The organism is Agrococcus jenensis (genome assembly GCF_003752465.1).
Taxonomy (GTDB): domain Bacteria; phylum Actinomycetota; class Actinomycetes; order Actinomycetales; family Microbacteriaceae; genus Agrococcus; species Agrococcus jenensis.
Genome location: NZ_RKHJ01000001.1, coordinates 1658868 through 1675012 on the forward strand (window position 1 = coordinate 1658868; position 16145 = coordinate 1675012).

At 73.1% G+C, this 16145-nt stretch carries 14 protein-coding genes; 5 read left to right on the forward strand and 9 right to left on the reverse strand.

The genetic code is table 11. The annotated features are described in order from the left end of the window. Window positions 1-79: 79 nt before the first annotated feature. From EDD26_RS08195 to hrpA, 5 genes are all read right to left on the reverse strand, one after another. Window positions 80-1063, reverse strand: a complete 984-nt coding sequence (locus EDD26_RS08195) for a TetR/AcrR family transcriptional regulator (RefSeq protein WP_170165584.1) — start codon at window positions 1061-1063, stop codon at window positions 80-82. 14 nt (window positions 1064-1077) lie between these two features. After that, complete coding sequence (locus EDD26_RS08200; RefSeq protein WP_123697268.1) at window positions 1078-1905, reverse strand: aldo/keto reductase; 828 nt, start codon at window positions 1903-1905, stop codon at window positions 1078-1080. A gap of 68 nt (window positions 1906-1973) precedes the next feature. Then, entirely contained in the window at window positions 1974-3176 is a 1203-nt protein-coding gene (locus EDD26_RS08205) for an MFS transporter (RefSeq protein ID WP_123697269.1), read from the reverse strand. Between the two features lie 45 nt (window positions 3177-3221). Continuing rightward, complete coding sequence (locus EDD26_RS08210; protein ID WP_123697270.1) at window positions 3222-3566, reverse strand: DUF6804 family protein; 345 nt, start codon at window positions 3564-3566, stop codon at window positions 3222-3224. Between the two features lie 53 nt (window positions 3567-3619). Further along, the gene (hrpA, locus tag EDD26_RS08215) at window positions 3620-7621 is read right to left on the reverse strand and encodes an ATP-dependent RNA helicase HrpA (RefSeq protein ID WP_281273316.1); all 4002 of its coding nucleotides are present in this window, start codon (window positions 7619-7621) and stop codon (window positions 3620-3622) included. 220 nt (window positions 7622-7841) lie between these two features. Between hrpA and EDD26_RS08220 the strand changes: the two genes are divergently transcribed. Together EDD26_RS08220 and EDD26_RS08225 are read left to right on the forward strand one after the other, a co-directional pair. Continuing rightward, window positions 7842-8831, forward strand: a complete 990-nt coding sequence (locus tag EDD26_RS08220; protein ID WP_123697272.1) for a hypothetical protein — start codon at window positions 7842-7844, stop codon at window positions 8829-8831. A 131-nt stretch (window positions 8832-8962) separates the two neighbouring features. Further along, window positions 8963-9436, forward strand: a complete 474-nt coding sequence (locus EDD26_RS08225; RefSeq protein WP_123697273.1) for a cupin domain-containing protein — start codon at window positions 8963-8965, stop codon at window positions 9434-9436. 75 nt (window positions 9437-9511) lie between these two features. Here the strand turns inward: EDD26_RS08225 and EDD26_RS14705 are convergent, their stop codons facing one another. Further along, window positions 9512-10234 (reverse strand): hypothetical protein, encoded by a 723-nt coding sequence (locus tag EDD26_RS14705; RefSeq protein WP_170165585.1) that lies wholly within the window; start codon window positions 10232-10234, stop codon window positions 9512-9514. A gap of 231 nt (window positions 10235-10465) precedes the next feature. Between EDD26_RS14705 and EDD26_RS08240 the strand changes: the two genes are divergently transcribed. Further along, a complete protein-coding gene (locus tag EDD26_RS08240; protein ID WP_245990070.1) occupies window positions 10466-12265 on the forward strand; it encodes a DEAD/DEAH box helicase in 1800 nt (599 codons plus the stop codon). A 60-nt stretch (window positions 12266-12325) separates the two neighbouring features. On the opposite strand, the gene EDD26_RS08245 is transcribed toward EDD26_RS08240, so the two are convergent. Next, window positions 12326-12940: a hypothetical protein gene (locus tag EDD26_RS08245; RefSeq protein ID WP_123697276.1), complete on the reverse strand. Its 615-nt coding sequence runs from the start codon at window positions 12938-12940 to the stop codon at window positions 12326-12328. A gap of 220 nt (window positions 12941-13160) precedes the next feature. Here EDD26_RS08245 and EDD26_RS08250 point away from each other — a divergent pair, with 220 nt between their 5' ends. Both EDD26_RS08250 and EDD26_RS08255 read left to right on the forward strand, forming a co-directional pair. Then, window positions 13161-13934 (forward strand): hypothetical protein, encoded by a 774-nt coding sequence (locus tag EDD26_RS08250; protein WP_123697277.1) that lies wholly within the window; start codon window positions 13161-13163, stop codon window positions 13932-13934. Window positions 13935-13942: 8 nt separating this feature from the next. Further along, entirely contained in the window at window positions 13943-14608 is a 666-nt protein-coding gene (locus EDD26_RS08255; protein WP_123697278.1) for a class F sortase, read from the forward strand. 4 nt (window positions 14609-14612) lie between these two features. On the opposite strand, the gene EDD26_RS08260 is transcribed toward EDD26_RS08255, so the two are convergent. Together EDD26_RS08260 and EDD26_RS08265 are read right to left on the reverse strand one after the other, a co-directional pair. Further along, a complete protein-coding gene (locus EDD26_RS08260) occupies window positions 14613-15185 on the reverse strand; it encodes a hypothetical protein (RefSeq protein ID WP_123697279.1) in 573 nt (190 codons plus the stop codon). A gap of 213 nt (window positions 15186-15398) precedes the next feature. Further along, on the reverse strand, window positions 15399-16109 hold the full coding sequence (locus tag EDD26_RS08265; RefSeq protein ID WP_123697280.1) for a hypothetical protein: 711 nt from the start codon (window positions 16107-16109) through the stop codon (window positions 15399-15401). Window positions 16110-16145: the final 36 nt, after the last annotated feature.

The window sequence follows — 16145 nt, forward strand, 5'->3', positions numbered from 1 at the left end:
GCGCGCGCGCCGGCCGAAGCACAGCCCAACCTTTCGCACGACTCGGGCGTCAGGCGACGGCGGTCGACGCCGGTCGCGGTCAGTCGCGGTCGCCGCGCTTCGCGGCCTTCGCCTCCGCCTTGGCGGCGCGCAGGTCGGCCTTCGCCGCTGCCCGTGCCTCGGCGGCCTCGTTGCGCGCCTCGACCGCCTGCAGCCGCTCGGCAGCCCTGGCCACCGCATCCGCCGCCTTCGCCTCCGCCTGCCGCAGCCGGGCGCGCGCCTCCTCGACGACCTTGCCCGCCTCGCGCACCTGCTTGTCGTCGAGGATCGACGCGGGCAGGCGCTCGAGCGGCTCATCGGGCTCGTTGCGCTCGAGCCACCGCTCGATGCCGTCGAACAGCCGCGAGAGGCCGAAGCCGAAGCCGCTGCCGTCGTCGACGTCGTTCGACTGGAATGCCCCTGCGCGCACCGCGGGCGCGAGCAGCGGGAAGCGCTCGTCGGTGACGAGCTCGGGCAGCGCGCGCCGCACGTCCTCGTCGACCGCCGCGTCGCTCGACGCCTTCGAGTAGAGCGCGATGTAGCCGAGCAGCAGCCGCAGCGTGGGCAGCTTCATGCGGTCGGGCGCGGGCACGCCCTCGAGCGCGGCGAGGCCTGCCTCGATGATCGCGAGCCGGTTCGGCGTGGTGGGCGTGGAGCTGGGCGGCAGGTCTGCGAGCCACGGATGCGCGTCGTAGGCGGCGCGCACGAACATCGCCCACTCGCGCAGCCGCTGGCGCCAGGTGCTGCCCGCGCCGGGCACCGTCACCTCGCTCGCCGTGTCGTACATGAGCAGCAGCAGGCCGTCCTTGCCGGTGACGTACCGGTAGAGCGACATCGGCGCGACCCCGACCGCCGCGGCGACCTTGCCCATGCTGACGGCCTCGAGCCCCTCGGCGTCAGCGATCTGGATCGCCGCCTCGACGATCTGCTCGGTGGTGAGCTCGCGCTTCGGGCCGCGGTGCGGCAGCTCGGCGACGCCCCACGTCACGGCGACCGCGTGCGGCAGGTCGGGGGTGGGGTCGATCGGCTCGATCGGATTCGTCACAGCTGCCTCGTCGCTCACTGGCGGTCGTCGGGATGGGTGCCGGTGCGTTCGCCGGTCTCGAGCGCGGCGATGGCGGCGAGGTCGTCGTCGTCCAGCGAGAACCCGTCCACGTCGAGGTTCTCGCGCAGGCGCTCGGGATGCGTCGACTTCGGCGTCAGGCCGCCGCCGAGCTGCAGGTGCCAGCGGATGATCGCCTGCGCCGGGCTCACGCCGTGCGCGGCGGCGATCCGCCCGATGACAGGATCGTCGAGCAGCCGCGACCTGCCGAGCGGGCTCCACGCCTGCGTGACGATGCCGTGCGCCGCGTGGAAGGCGCGCAGCTCGTGCTGCGGCAGCCACGGGTGCGACTCCACCTGGTTCACGACCGGGAACACGCCCGTCTCGCCGATGATGCGCCGCAGGTGCTCGTCGGTGAAGTTCGAGACGCCGATCGAGCGGATCCGGCCCTCGTCGCGCAGCGCGATCAGCGTGCGCCAGACGTCGACGAACTGCCCGCGCGCCGGGCGCGGCCAGTGGATCATGTAGAGGTCGACGGGGGAGCCGAGCGCAGCCTCGCTCGCCGCGAACGAGGCGCGCACGGCATCCGCCGACTGGCTCTGCTCGCCCCAGAGCTTGCTCGTCACCGTCAGGGTCGTGCGGTCGAGCCCGCCCTCGACCGCGCGCCGCACCGCGTCGCCGACCTCGCGCTCGTTGCCGTAGAGCTCGGCGCCGTCGATGAGCCGGTAGCCGGCGGCGAGCCCCGCGTCGACGACCGCGCCGGCCTCATCGGCCGGCACCTTGTAGAGGCCGAAGCCCAGCGCGGGCATGCTGCGCCCGTCGAGCAGGGGCAGGTCGGCGGGCATGGCTCGATTGTCGCAGGCTGGGACCGCCCGGCTCCTCCCTCGCTCGGGGGAGGCTGCGGGAGCAGCGGTCAGCGCGGCAGCTCGACGGGCGCCGTCTCGGGCGGCTCGCCGATGCCGTGGCGGAGGTCGGGCTGGTGCCGGCGGAAGACCGCCGCGATCGTCGCGGCGATCGCCACCATCACGACCGCCACCCAGACGCCGCCGACGCCGCCGATGGCGTCGATGCAGACGCCCGCCACCGCCGACCCGACCGCGGCGCCCAGCAGCTGCCCGGTGCCGATCCACGCGTACGCCTCCGGGGTGTCGGCGAACTTCACCGTGCCGGCGATGATCGCCGAGAACGCGGCGAGCGCGGGCGCCGTGCCGATGCCGGCGATGAAGAGCGCGATCGAGAGGCCGACGACCTCGGTCATCGGCAGCGCGATCGCCATGCCGATGAGCACGATCGTCAGCCGGATCGCGACCGACCACGGCGTGATGCCACGGCTGCCGAGCGCGAAGCCGCCGATGAGCGAGCCGAACGCCGACACGGCGAGCACGATGCCGGCCTCGAGCGCGCCCTCGCCGAAGGTCGCGACGACGCCCGCCTCGACCGCCGAGAAGCCGCCGATGAACATGGCCGAGACCACGACGGAGAGCAGCACGGGCGGCTTCCGCAGCACGCGTCCGAGCTTGCGCGAGGTCGGCGGGATGCGCAGCCGCCGCACCTCCGGCGAGACGATGAAGAAGGCGGCGCCGACGGCTTGGATCGCGATGGTGACGAGGAGCGTCGGCCCGGTGCCCATGACCGAGACGAGCAGCGTCAGCAGCACCGGCCCGAAGACCCAGATGATCTCCTGCAGCGCCGCGTCGAACGAGAACAGCGGCGACAGCAACCGCTGCGGGACCATGCGCGGGTAGAGCGTGCGCACGGTCGGCGTGACCGGCGGCATCGCGGCGCCCGCGACGGCGCCGGCGAGCACATCCGCCCACAGCGGCACGCTGAGCGTGGCCATCGACAGCAGCGCGGCCACCGACACGGCGGTCGTCGTCACGAGCACCGCGACGGTGCCGAAGCGGGCCATCAGCCGCGTGACGAAGGGGCCGGCGATCGCCATGCCGACGGAGAAGGCGGCGAGCACGAGACCGGCGGCCGTGTAGGAGCCGTGCTCGTGCTCGATGTGCATGAGGATGCCGAGCGAGTACATGCCCGCGGGGAAGCGCGCGATGAGCTGGGCGAGGATGATGCGCGCGAGCCCAGGGACCCTCAGCACCTCACCGTACGCGCGCACCAGGACAGCCTAGGACGACGAGCGCCCTCCGCGGCGCCCGACTCGTCAGCGGTCCGCGTCGGCGCGCGGCGCCGTGATGAGCACCGCGGCGACGAGCGCCACGACCGCGGCCCCGACGTGCGCCAGCAGCCCGAGCTGGCTCGACAGGTCGAACGGCGCGACCGGGTTCCAGGCGACCGCGATCGCGAGGAAGACGGGCACCCACCACCAGTGCTTCGCCTGCACCGCGAACCAGCCGATGATGAGCGCGAGCACGGCGATCACGAAGCGGAGCGTCTCGTACCACTCGCTGCCGATGAGCAGCGTGCCGACGACGAGCGCGATCGCCAGCAGGATGCCGGGGGCGAGCGCGTTGCGCTGGACGCTCGGGCCGTAGCGGTCTGGCTCCATGGGTGCTGCACTCCTCCGGGTCGGCTTCCACCGTACGGCCACCGCGGAGGGCGTCAGTCCGCGAGCGCCTTCCGGATGCGCTGGAGCGAGACCGGACCTGCGGTGCCGAGCTGCTGCGCGAAGAGGCTGACCCGCAGCTCCTCGAGCAGCCAGCGGGCGGCGATGAGCCGCTCCGCCTTCGCCGATCCGTCGGTGCCGGGGACGGCATCCGTCACCGCCGGCGCGAGCGGCAGCGTGCCGCCCGCCGCGGTGAAGAGCGCCACCGCCTGCTCCACCTCGGTCATCCACGTGCGATCGCGGTTGGCGGTCTCCGGCAGCCGCTTCACGCGGTGCTCGATCGCGCGCACGTAGACCTCCAACCGGCCGAGCCGGTCGAGGCCTGTGCGGCTGACGAAGCCGTCGAAGACGAGCTGGTCGAGGTGCCCCCGGGCGTCGGCGAGCGCCGCCATGTGGGCGAGGGTCGCGCCGTCGCGGATCGCGCGGTCGGCGAGCCGGGCGGAGGTCAGGATGCGCGCCACCTGCGACGCGAGCGCGAACATCCGCTCGACGAGGCCGTCGGCGACGCGGGCGCGCAGCGCCTCGAAGTCGGCGACCGTGGCCGGAGCCGTCGTACCCAGTTCGGCGTCGATGATCGCGAGCATGAGGTCGTCGAACAGCCGGTCGGTCGACGCGTAGGGGCTCGCGCCGAGCGCCAGCTTCTCGGCCGCCGTGAGGTTCGACTGCACGTAGGGCCCCGGGCTCGGCACCTGCCGCAGCAGCAGCTGCCGCACCGCCGCGCGCTGGTCGCGCTGCTGCGCCTCGCGGGTGGCGGAGAGGCGGATGCCGACCGTCGCCCTGCCTGCCCCCGCACCCTTCGCCGCCGGCCCGGTGATCGCGTAGCCCGGGTAGGCCCGCACCGTGTTGCCGCCCTGCCGCACGTCGATGTGCTCCGGCAGCTCGGTGTCGAAGCCGGCGACCTCGTCGCGCTCGAGGTCGCTCGTCACCTTCACGGCGACCTTCGCCACCTGCGTGCGCGCCTGCTGGCCGAAGCGCCGCTGCAGCGCCTCGAGGTCCTTGTCGGCGCCGAGCCGGCGCCCCCGGCCGTCCTCGACCGCGAAGGTCGGCTTCAGGTGGTCCGGGATGCGGTGCCAGTCGACATCCGTCGCCGCCGCCTGCACGTAGGCGGTGCGGGAGATGCGCGCGGCGAGCACCTCCGCGATCGAGCGGGAGGCGGCGCCGCGGCCCTCGCCGCCGGCCGGCGGCTCGGCCGGCAGCTCGGCGAGCATCCCGCGTGCCCAGTCGGCGGCCGGCACGACGTGCTTGCGCACGTGCTTCGGCAGGCTCTTGATCATGGCGGTGAGCAGCTCCTCGCGCATGCCGGGCACGAGCCAGTCGAAGCCGGCGGGGGTGAGCCGCGGCAGCACCGCGAGCGGCACGTGCACCGTCACGCCGTCGTCGGCGGCGCCCGGCTCGAACCGGTAGCTGAGCCGCAGCCGCTGCTCGCCCTGCTGCCACTTCGTCGGGAACGCCTGGCTGTCGACGGTCGCGTCCTCGCCGGTGAGGTCCTCGCGGCGCATCGTCAGCAGGTCGGGCGTGGTCTTCCGCGCCTCGCGCCACCAGCCCTCGAAGCTGCGGGTGGACGCGACGTCGGCCGGGATGCGCGCGTCGAAGAAGTCGAAGACCGCCTCGTCGCCGACGAGCAGGTCGCGGCGGCGCTGGCGCTCCTCGAGCCGCTCGAGCTCGCGCCGCAGCTCCTTGTTCCTGCGGTCGAAGTCCTGGGGGCTGTCCCACTCGCCGTCGACGAGCGCATGGCGGATGAACAGCTCGCGCGCGTGCTCGGGATCGATGCGCGAGAACTGCACGCGGCGCCGCTCGACGATCGTGACGCCGAAGAGCGTCACCTTCTCGAAGGCGACGACCGCGCCCTGCTTGCGCTCCCAGTGCGGCTCCGACACCTGCCGCTTCGCGAGGTCGCCGGCGAGCGGCTCGGCCCAGGCGAGGTCGATGGATGCTACGTTGCGGGCGAAGAGGCGGCTGGTCTCCACGAGCTCGGCGGCCATGACCGCGTGCGGCGGCTTCTTGGCGAGCGCCGAGCCGGGGAAGATCTGGAACCGCGCGCCGCGGGCGCCGAGGTACTCGGGGCGCACGCGCATCCGCCGCTTGTCGCCCTTGTCGCCGGGCCGCGACTGCTGCGGCTTCTGCGTCTCGTCGAGCGTGCCGATGCGGCCGAGCAGGCCGGACAGCAGCGCCTTGTGGACGGCGTCGGCGTCGACGGACGTGGCGAGGGAGCCCACCCCCTCCGCTGGTCGAGTAGCTGACGAAGTCCGCGTATCGAGACCACCATGGCGGCTCTCGTCTCGATACCCGCCTTCGGTGCTGCTCGACGAGCGGAGAGGCTTCAGCCCCATCGACCTCGTCAGCTGCCGCACCACGTCCTGCCACTCCCGCACGCGCAGGAAGCTGAGGTGCTCCGCCTTGCACGCCTTGCGGAACTGGTTGCCCGAGAGCGCCGCCTGCTGCGCCTGCAGGTGCCGCCAGAGCGAGAGCAGCGTGATGAAGTCGCTCGTCGGGTCGACGAAGCGCGCGTGCATCCGGTCGGCCTCCTCGCGCCGCTCGAGCGGGCGCTCGCGAGGGTCTTGGATCGTCAGGCCCGCGACGATGGCGATGACCTCGTGGGCGACGTCCGCGTCGCGGCCGGCCAGCGCCATCCGCCCGAACCGCGGGTCGACGGGCAGGCGCGCGAGCTCGCGGCCGATCTTCGTGATGGAGCCCTTCGCCGAGATCGCGCCGAGCTCGCGCAGCAGGTCGTGGCCGTCCTTGATGCCGCGCGAATCGGGCGGCTGCAGGAACGGGAACTCCTCGAGCGGGCCGAGGCCGAGCGAGGCGGCCTGCAGGATGACCGCGGCGAGGTTCGTGCGCAGGATCTCGGGATCGGTGAAGGCGGGGCGCTTGTCGAAGTCGGCCTCGGCGTAGAGGCGGATCGCGATGCCCGGCGCGACGCGGCCCGCGCGGCCCGAGCGCTGGTTGGCGCTCGCCTGGCTGATCGCCTCGATCGGCAGCCGCTGCACCTTGCTGCGGGCGGAGTAGCGCGAGATGCGGGCGGTGCCGGTGTCGATGACGTGTCGGATGCCGGGCACGGTGAGGCTCGTCTCGGCGACGTTCGTGGCGAGCACGACGCGGCGGCGGATGCCCGGGCGGTGCGAGCGCTCGAACACCCGGTGCTGGTCGGCGGCGCTCAGGCGCCCGTAGAGGGGGAGGATCTCAGTGGTGGCGCCGAGCCGGCCCTGCAGCTGGTCCTGCGCGTCGCGGATGTCGGCCTCGCTGGGCAGGAAGACGAGCACGTCGCCGCTGTCGTCGCGGGCGATCTCGGCGAGGGCCGACTCGATGCCGTCGATCGGGTCGAGGTCGACGTGCTCGTCGGGCTCGCCGTCGCCGTCCTCGTCCTCGTCCATCGCCTCCGCGACGAGCGGGCGGTAGCGGATGTCGACCGGGAAGGTGCGGCCTGAGACCTCGATGATCGGGGCGCCGCCGAAGTGCCGGCTGAACGACTCCGGGTCGATCGTCGCGCTCGTGACGATCACCTTGAGGTCGGGGCGGCGGGGGAGGAGCCGCTGCAGGTAGCCGATGAGGAAGTCGATCGTGAGGCTGCGCTCGTGCGCCTCGTCGATGATGATCGTGTCGTACTGCTTGAGGTCGCGGTCGCGGTGCATCTCGGCGAGCAGGATGCCGTCGGTCATCACCTTGATCTGCGTCGCCGCGCTCACCTGATCGGTGAAGCGCACCTTATAGCCGACGGCGCCGCCGACCTCCTCGCCGAGCTCCTCGGCGATGCGCTCGGCGATCGTGCGCGCCGCGAGCCTGCGGGGCTGCGTGTGGCCGATGCTGGAGCGGCCGAGCTCGAGGCACATCTTCGGCAGCTGCGTAGTCTTGCCCGAACCCGTCGCGCCGGCGACGATCACCACCTGGTGGTCGCGGATCGCCGCCATGATCTCGTCGCGCGCCGCGCTGACGGGCAGATCAGCCGGGTACTCGATGCGCATCCCTCCATTCTCCCGTGCTCCGCTGTGCCCGCGCACCCGCGCCCCCGCGCCCCGACCCGGCCCGCGAGCATCCGCCCACTCGACCCCTTCTCTCCGACTCGACCCGCTGTACGAGGTCCACTCGGCGCGAAGGGGTCGAGTCGCCGCGGGAAGCGGTCGAGTCGACGGCGACGGGTCGAGTCAACGGCGGCGACTCGTCCACAGCAGCCGGAGCGCGCGCCGATGTGACGTCGCCGATCCTGGGACAGTCGCGCGCATGACTGCTCCAGATGCGCCGACCAAGACTGACTGGGACGTGCCGACAGGGACGGAGCCGGGCGACCTCCTGGCGCTGCGGCGCCGACGAGACCTGATCCGCGGCGATCCTGCCGCTCAGCCCGATCGCGACGAGTCGCTCGCACGCGTGCGTCGTGGCGTCTACGCGCAGACGGAGGAGTTGAGGCTCGCCAGCAGGCGGGCTCAGTACCTCAGCCGCATCCAGGCGGTCTCGGCCACCAGGGACCACCCCGTCTTCGCGCGCGAATCCGCGCTCGCCGTGCACGGGCTCCCCTTCGGGGTCGAGCCGGAGTGGGTCTTCACCGCAGGGGGCGCCCGAACTGCAGGCACCAAGGCCGGCGTGGTCCACTCCCCGGTGGCGCTCGATGCGCTCGACACCGTCACGGTGGGCGAGCTGCTCGCATGCTCGCCGGCGTACGCGCTCGCGGATGTCGCACGGAGGCGAGACGCGCTGGTGGCTGTGGCGGCGCTCGACGCGGCACTGCGAGCCGGGCTGGTCAGCGTGGACGAGGTGCTCGACGCGCTGTCCAGGCAGGGACCTCGAGGCCGGCGCCGAGCCGAGTGGTGCATCCGCTTCGCCGATGGCGCGTCGGAGTCGGTCGGCGAGTCGTACAGCCGAGTGCGCATCCACCAGCTCGGGTACCCTGCGCCGGAGCTGCAGCCGTGGGTGACCGGTCAGAGCGGCAGGCAGTACCGTCCGGACATGCGGTGGACTCGCGACGTCCGTCGGCCGCTGCTGGGGGAGTTCGACGGCGCCGTGAAGTACGGCGAGCTCGCCGATCGCGCAGGCAGGACCGCGGCGCAGGCGCTCGCTGACGAGAAGGCGCGGGAGGACGATCTCCGCTTCGAGCACGACGTCGTGCGCTGGATCTGGGAACACTTGATGCGGCCCGCGCTGCTCGATGCCGTGCTCGCGTCTCACGGCCTGCCCCGGGTGCGTCCGCTCCTCATCAGCATCGGTCGGGCGTGAAGCGACTCGACCCGTTCGCGCCGACTCGACCCGCCGCAGCGGGTCGGCTCGGCGGAAGGGGGTCGAGTCGGCGCCGGCCGCGGGCGGCGCCACTCTGGCGCTTCCCAGGGGGCGCAGGCAGGATGCCGAGCATGGACATCCACGACAACGGACCGCAGCGCAACGCGTTCGACATCGAGACGGCGACGCGCGAGAACTCGAACTACCGCACCGTCGCCTGGACCGGCGAGCACCTGCAGGTGACCCTCATGTCGATCCCGCCGGGCAGCTCGATCGGGCTCGAGGTGCACAACGGCACCGACCAGTTCCTGCGCCTCGACGCGGGCAGGGGGCGCGTCGTGATGGGCCCCTCGAAGGATGACCTGCCGTTCGAGCAGGAGGTCTCCGACGGGTGGAGCGTGCAGGTGCCCGCCGGCACGTGGCACGACATCGTCAACATCGGCGACGAGCCCATGCGCCTCTACGCCATCTACGCGCCGACCCACCACGCGCAGGGCATCGTCCAGCCCACCGCCGAGGATGCCGACGCCGACGAGGAGGCGGGCCGCGACGAGCCGCCGTCGTGGGTCGAGGAGGTCGACACGAAGGGCGAGGAGAAGGCCTAGCCCCGAGACGACGAGACGCCCGCCGAGCTGATCGGCGGGCGTCTCGTCGTTCGCGGCTGCGCGAGCGGATGCTCGTCAGCGGTGCGACGTGCCCTGGTCGTCCGAGGCGTCGCCCTCCGGCGCCGCGTCGACGTCGGTCTCGGCGGGCGCCGTCGCGATGTCGGGGTCCGCGCCGATCACGGTCGTGCCGTCGTGGGCGTGCTCGCTCGGGCCGGGGTGCGACGTCGTGTCGTCGTCGGGAAGGGCGGGGTTCATGACGGTCTCCTCTGCGTAGGCCTCGGTGCCGGACGCCCCGACACCGGCGTATCCGGGTGCACCGGCAGCTGCAGCGCCGGCGGCCCCGGAGGATGCCGCGGCGCCGGTGGCCGAGGCGACAGTCGCGTCATGCGCGGTCGCACGCGCCGTGCCGTGCGCGGTCGCACCCGCCGTGCCGTGCGCGGCGCCCTGCTCCGACCGCCGTGCCGTGCCGTGCGTCGGGTCGTCCGAGTCGTCGGTGTCGCCGTCGAACGGGTTGTCGCCGATGAGCGGGGGCAGCTCCTCGCCGTGCTCGCCGCGCCGCTCGAGCACGAAGATCGACGCGAGCATCGTGATGATCGACAGCCCCACGAACACCCAGCCGATGATGCTGTTGGGCAGCAGGCCGAGCCCGTCGGTGACGCGCGTGTAGCTGAGGATGGCGAACAGGGCGCCGACCGCGACGAGCGCGGCCGTCAGCACGACGAACCACGTCGGCCGCGTGCGGCGGGTCGCGATGGCGGCGCCCATGACGAGCGCTGCGAGACCGAGCAGGTAGTGCATGCGGTCAGCCTAGGCGCACGCCCCTGAAACCGCGACGAACCCCATCTCAACGGAGCACGTGGTGTCGCGAGGGCACGATCACCTCGCGCTACCACCCGCTCCGTTGAGGATCAGGCGACGAGGATGCGCGACACGCGCACGCGGCGCAGGTCGGTGGCCGCGCCTACGATGGAGCGAGTGACCAGCCAGCCCGCAGCAACCCCGTTCGGGGCGTTCGCCGGGCAGCAGGGCATCCAGCACTCGGCGCAGCAGCACGGCCAGCACGCCACCGAGCAGGGCCAGCACTTCGGCACCTACGCGGCCGATCACCTGCCGCCGACCTACCCGGAGCGCGCCGCCTGGGGCACGGCGCAGCCGCTGCGCGCCTGGCAGCAGGAGGCGCTCGAGCAGTACTTCCGCACCGAGCCGCGCGACTTCCTCGCGGCGGCCACCCCGGGCGCCGGCAAGACGACCTTCGCCCTGCGGCTCGCCTCCGAGCTGCTCCGCCGCGGGGCCGTCGCCCGCATCACGGTCGTCGCGCCGACCGAGCACCTCAAGCAGCAGTGGGCCGACGCGGCGCACCGCGCCGGCATCCGCCTCGACCCCGACTTCTCGAACGGCGACGGCGACTACCCCCGGCAGTACCACGGGGTCGTCGTGACGTACGCGCAGGTCGCCGCGCGCCCGCCGGTGCACGAGCGCATCACCCGCTCGGCGCCGAGCCTCGTCATCCTCGACGAGGTCCACCACGCGGGCGACGCCCTCTCGTGGGGCGACGCGGTGCTCGAGGCGTTCGGCCCCGCCGCGCGCCGGCTCTCGCTCACGGGCACGCCGTTCCGCAGCGACACCGCGCCGATCCCGTTCGTCGAGTACGTGCGCGACGAGCGCGGCATCCGCCTCTCGCGCACCGACTACGCCTACGCCTACGACCACGCGCTGCGCGACGGGGTCGTGCGGCCGGTGCTGTTCATGGCCTACGCCGGCACGATGCAGTGGCGCACGTCGATGGGCGACGAGATGCGCGCCACCCTCGGCCACGGCGACACGAAGGACATCACGAACGGCGCCTGGCGCACCGCGCTCGACCCGGGCGGCGAGTGGATCCAGCAGGTGCTGCGCAGCGCCGACGTGCGGCTCACGCACGTGCGCCAGACGGTGCCGGATGCCGGCGGCCTCGTGATCGCGACCGACCAGGCGCAGGCGCGCCAGTACGCGGCGCTGCTGCGCGGCATCTCGGGGGAGGAGCCGACGGTCGTGCTGTCGGACGATCCCGGCGGCTCCGACCGGATCAGCGCCTTCTCCGAGGGCACGCAGCGCTGGATGGTGGCGGTGCGGATGGTGTCGGAGGGCGTCGACGTGCCGCGGCTCGCGGTCGGCGTCTACGCGACGAGCTCGTCGACCCCGCTGTTCTTCGCGCAGGCGATCGGCCGCTTCGTGCGCTCGCGGCGCCGCGGCGAGGTCGCGACGATCTTCCTGCCGTCGGTGCCGCCGCTCCTGACGCTCGCCGCCGAGCTCGAGCGGCAGCGCGACCACGCGCTCGACCGCGAGCAGTCCGACGACCAGCTGCTCGACGACGACGCGATGGATGCGGCGGAGCGCGGCGACAGCGACGACCGCGAGGCCGCGCCCTTCACGTGGGAACCGCTCGAGTCGAGCGCCACGTTCGACCGGGTGCTGTTCGGCGACGCCGAGTTCGGCCAGCTCGTCGAGCCGGCCACCGAGGAGGAGCTGGACTTCATCGGCATCCCTGGTCTCCTCGACGCGGAGGACGTCTCCGACCTGCTGAAGCGGCGGCACGCGCGGCAAGCCGCGCGCATCCGCGACCGGCCGCCGAGCCAGGAGGCGCCGGAGCCGCTCTACCGCAACATGCGCGAGGAGCGGCAGCTGCTCAACTCGCTCGTCGCCATCGTGGCGAAGCGCCGCGGCGAGGCGCACGCGCTCGTGCACGCGGAGTCGCGGCGCGTCTGCGGCGGGCCGCCGGTCGCGCAGGCGTCGATGCAGCAGCTGCGCGACCGCATCCGCTACCTGCGCAAGGTCGTCGACAAGCGCTGAGCGGTCGGTCGCCGCTGCGCGGGCACCGCGCCCTCAGCGATCGAGCGGCGCCGCTCCTGCTCAGTCGTGCTCGACCCAGCACACGAGCACGGCGGATGCGACGGCGTAGGCCGCCTCGGACCGCGTCATCGTGCCGCCGGCGAGCTCGTCGGGCAGGCGGGTGGCGTCGACCAGCAGCGTCTTGCCGTCGCGGAGGAACGAGACGATCCCCGCATCGTTCGTGAAGGACGGCATCCCGAGTGCGAGCAGCCCCTCGATGTCGCGCGCGCTCTCGGTGGTGGCCTGCAGCTCATCGAAGTGCGCCTCGCCGACCGCGAGGTCGGTCGCGTCGTGCACCGAGAGCGTGAGCGGCGCGCCGTCGACGTCGTACGAGCACGTGAACATCGGCTCGTTCCAGGTCGACGACGGCGAGACCTCGCCCTCGAGGTCGAGCATCGCGGTGATCGCGTCGGTCACCTGTCCGGCGCAGACCATCTCGGCGGCCTCGGAGGGCCCCTGGGCGCTCGCGTGCCCGGTTCCGTGCGAGCCGTGCTCCTCGCCGGTCATCACGCTGCCGTCGGGCATCGTGTGCGACGCCTCCGGCGCGGGGCTCTCGGCGGCGGGCGCAGCGCTCGCGCAACCGGTCACCAGCAGGGCGGCGACGACGATGGCGGAGAGCCGTCTCGTGTGGACCATGGGGATCATCCGATCTGTCTGATGCGCGCGATGTCGTCGTCGCGCGCGGTGGTTGCACGGAGTGGTTCGGCGCCGCAGCGCATCGGGATTGGTCACGATCGGATCACACGGAGCGGATGCGGCCCGGATCCATCCAATCCGTCCGAGCCTCTGCCTCGAACCCCTCGCAGGAAGAGGGCACAACCACCTGGGCCCGACACTTCAAGGAAGAGGACATCCCATGAAGAAATCAGCACTCCTGCTCGTCGCTCCGGCGCTCGGGCTGGGCATGGTCGCGCTGAGCACGGCGCCGGCGATGGCTGCCGATCACGCGGAGTCGTACTCCGCGATGCTCGACGAGCTCAACAGCAGCGGCGCGACCGGCGAGGCATGGATCGAGCTCGAGGGCACGTCGGCCACGGTCACGATCAACGCCTCCGGCCTCGCGGCAGAGTTCGACGGCGCGCCGTACCCGCACGTGCAGCACATCCACATCGCCGCGCAGGGCCTGTGCCCGAGCGACGACGCGGACACCAACGGTGACGGCATCATCAGCACCACCGAGGGTGGCCCGTTCTACGGCGACATCGGCACGACGCTCTCCGTGGGCGACGCGGACAAGACCCCCGCGGGCGGCCTCGACCTGGCGGCTGCGCCGTCGGGCGACACCATCGCCTACGAGGAGACGTTCGACCTCGACCAGGCCACCCTCGACTCGCTCGCTGACGGCACCGCCGTCGTCGTCGTGCACGGCCTCGACCCGGCCGGCCAGCCTGAGGCCGGCACCAGCCCGAGCGACCTCGTCCCCGAGCTCCCGCTCGCCGCGACGTCGCCCGCGCTGTGCGGCGTCCTCGAGGTCGCGCCGGCCGGTGGCGTCGACACCGACGTCACGACCGTCGCTGCCGCTGGCACGGAGGGCTCCGCCCTCGGCGCTGTCGCCCTGGGTGGCACGCTCGCGCTCATGACGGCTGCCGGCGTGTACGTCGTCCGTCGTCGCGTGGTCCGCGACAACTGATCGATCTCATGATCGAGCACAACAAGGGCCGTCGTCTCCGCCTCACGGCGGGGGCGGCGGCCCTCGTGGTCGCCCTCACCGCCCTCACCGCCTGCAGCGCGGGCAGCGGCGAGCAGGCACCGACCGCGGCACCCGCAGCCTCGAGCGCCCCGGCCACCGAGGCGCCCACCGCCGAGACGCCCAGCGCGGCTCCGGCATCCGACCCGCTGGTGCTCGAGGCATCGGCACCCGTCAGCGTGCAGATCCCCACCATCGGGCTCGACGCTTCGCTGATCCACACGGGCATCCGCGAGGACGGCGCCCTCGAGGTGCCGCCCGGCGAGGAGGGCTCGCCCGGCAGCTGGTACGACGGCTCGCCGACACCCGGCGAGCGCGGCGCATCCGTGCTGCTCGGCCAGGTCAACTCCACCACCGACGACAGCGGCGTCTTCTACGACCTCCCGCGGCTCGTCGAGGGCGACGAGGTGCGGGTCACGCGCGAGGACGGATCCGTCGCGGTCTTCGAGGTCTACAGCATGGAGACCTTCGCGAAGGACTCGTTCCCGACCCGCGCGGTCTACTACCCGGTCGCGGACGCCGAGCTGCGGCTCATCACGTGCCACAAGGGCGAGGACTCGTCGAGCCCCTACCCGAACAACTACGTCGTGTTCGCGCGGCTCGTCGGCAGCGCCTAGCCCCTCAGCCTCCTGCCGGCGGTGTCTCCCAACCCTGCAGCGCCGGGCACACGCTCCAGGCGACGACCACGTCGGCCCCGTCCAGCGGGATGCCGGCGTGGTCCGCGTGGCGCTGCACCTCGTCGGCGCCCTCGTAGCGGCTGACCGCATCCCACCGGAGCACCGTCGACAGGGCACCGTCGGCCGGGTCGACCTCGATGCCGTAGCTGCGCGTGTCGTCGAACATGCCGATCTCCGTCTGCTCGAGACCGTGCGACGTCGACCACGCGACGAGCGCCTCGTCGATCTCCGACCGCCGCGCGCCCGCCTCGCCGCCGTCGAGGTAGGCGCGCGAGAACGTCATCTCGCAGTCGTTCATCAGCGCCCGCCAGCTGAGCGTGCACAGCACGTCGAAGCCGGCGAGCGCATCCGGCACCGCGAAGCCCGCGTGCAGCGCGTCGGTGGACGGCTCGAGCTTTGGGTCGCCCTCGGTGTAGACGCCGTCCCCGCATCGCGCCTCCGGACCCGGTTCGCCGATCGGCGTCGCGGGCGCGGCCGTGGCGCCGACGTCGGTCCGGTCGGGCGCTCCGCCGCTCATGCACCCGGCGAGGGACGCTGCGGCGGCGGATGCAATGGCGATGGCCGCGAGGGAGCGGCGGAACCGGGATGCGCGGGCGCTCGACCGAGCCATGGCCGCCTCTTCCTCGAGGGTCAGCGCCGATCGTACGCCGACGGGAGCGCGTGCGGCAGGCCCGATCGCGCGGACGTCGCCTCGGGTCGCTACGAGTTCAACTCGCTACGACCTCCCTCGCTACTGCTCCGTCTCGAAGGCGACGTGGGTCAGCACCACGTCCGTGGGCTCGAGGTCGAGCCCGGACCGCCGCTCGAAGTTCTCGAGCTCCGCGGTGCCGTACGTCGGGTCGCCGAGGACGTACGCGTGCAGCCGGGCGTCGTAGATGTCGTCCTCTGCGCCGAGCACGTACTCCGTCGTCTCGCCGCCCGACTCCAGGGGCTCGTAGCCGTGCTCGGCCGCCCACGCCTGCACCGAGGCAACCAGGTCGGCATCGCGCACGATGGCGGTGGAGAACCGGCCGACACCCGCTCCGGGTCCGTCGACGGGGTGGTCGTAGACGACCGAGCAGAGCACGCCGTCCGAGTCGAGCAGCCCCTCCGGCTCGAACCCGGTGCGCGGATCCGATGCGGCGATCTGCTCCTCGTAGGTGTCGACGTTCCAGCTCACGGTGTAGCCGGCCTCCGGATCCCTGACGACGCCGTCGGCGCAGCGCGGCCACGTCGCGGAGGCGGAGGCCGGAGGAGTCGCCGACGCGGCGGGCGTGGGCGACGGCGTCTCGCTCGGCGTCGGCGTCGGCGTCGGCGTCGCGCTCGGCGACGGCGTCGCGCTCGGCGTCGGCGTCGCGCTCGGCGTCGGCGTCGCGGACGGCGCAGCCGGCGTCGGCGTGCAGCCGGTCAGCAGGGCGAGCGCGGTGACGCCGACGAGCACGGAGCGACGGGCGGAGGTCATGGCGGTGCCTTTCACGGAGGGGAGGGACGCGGCGAC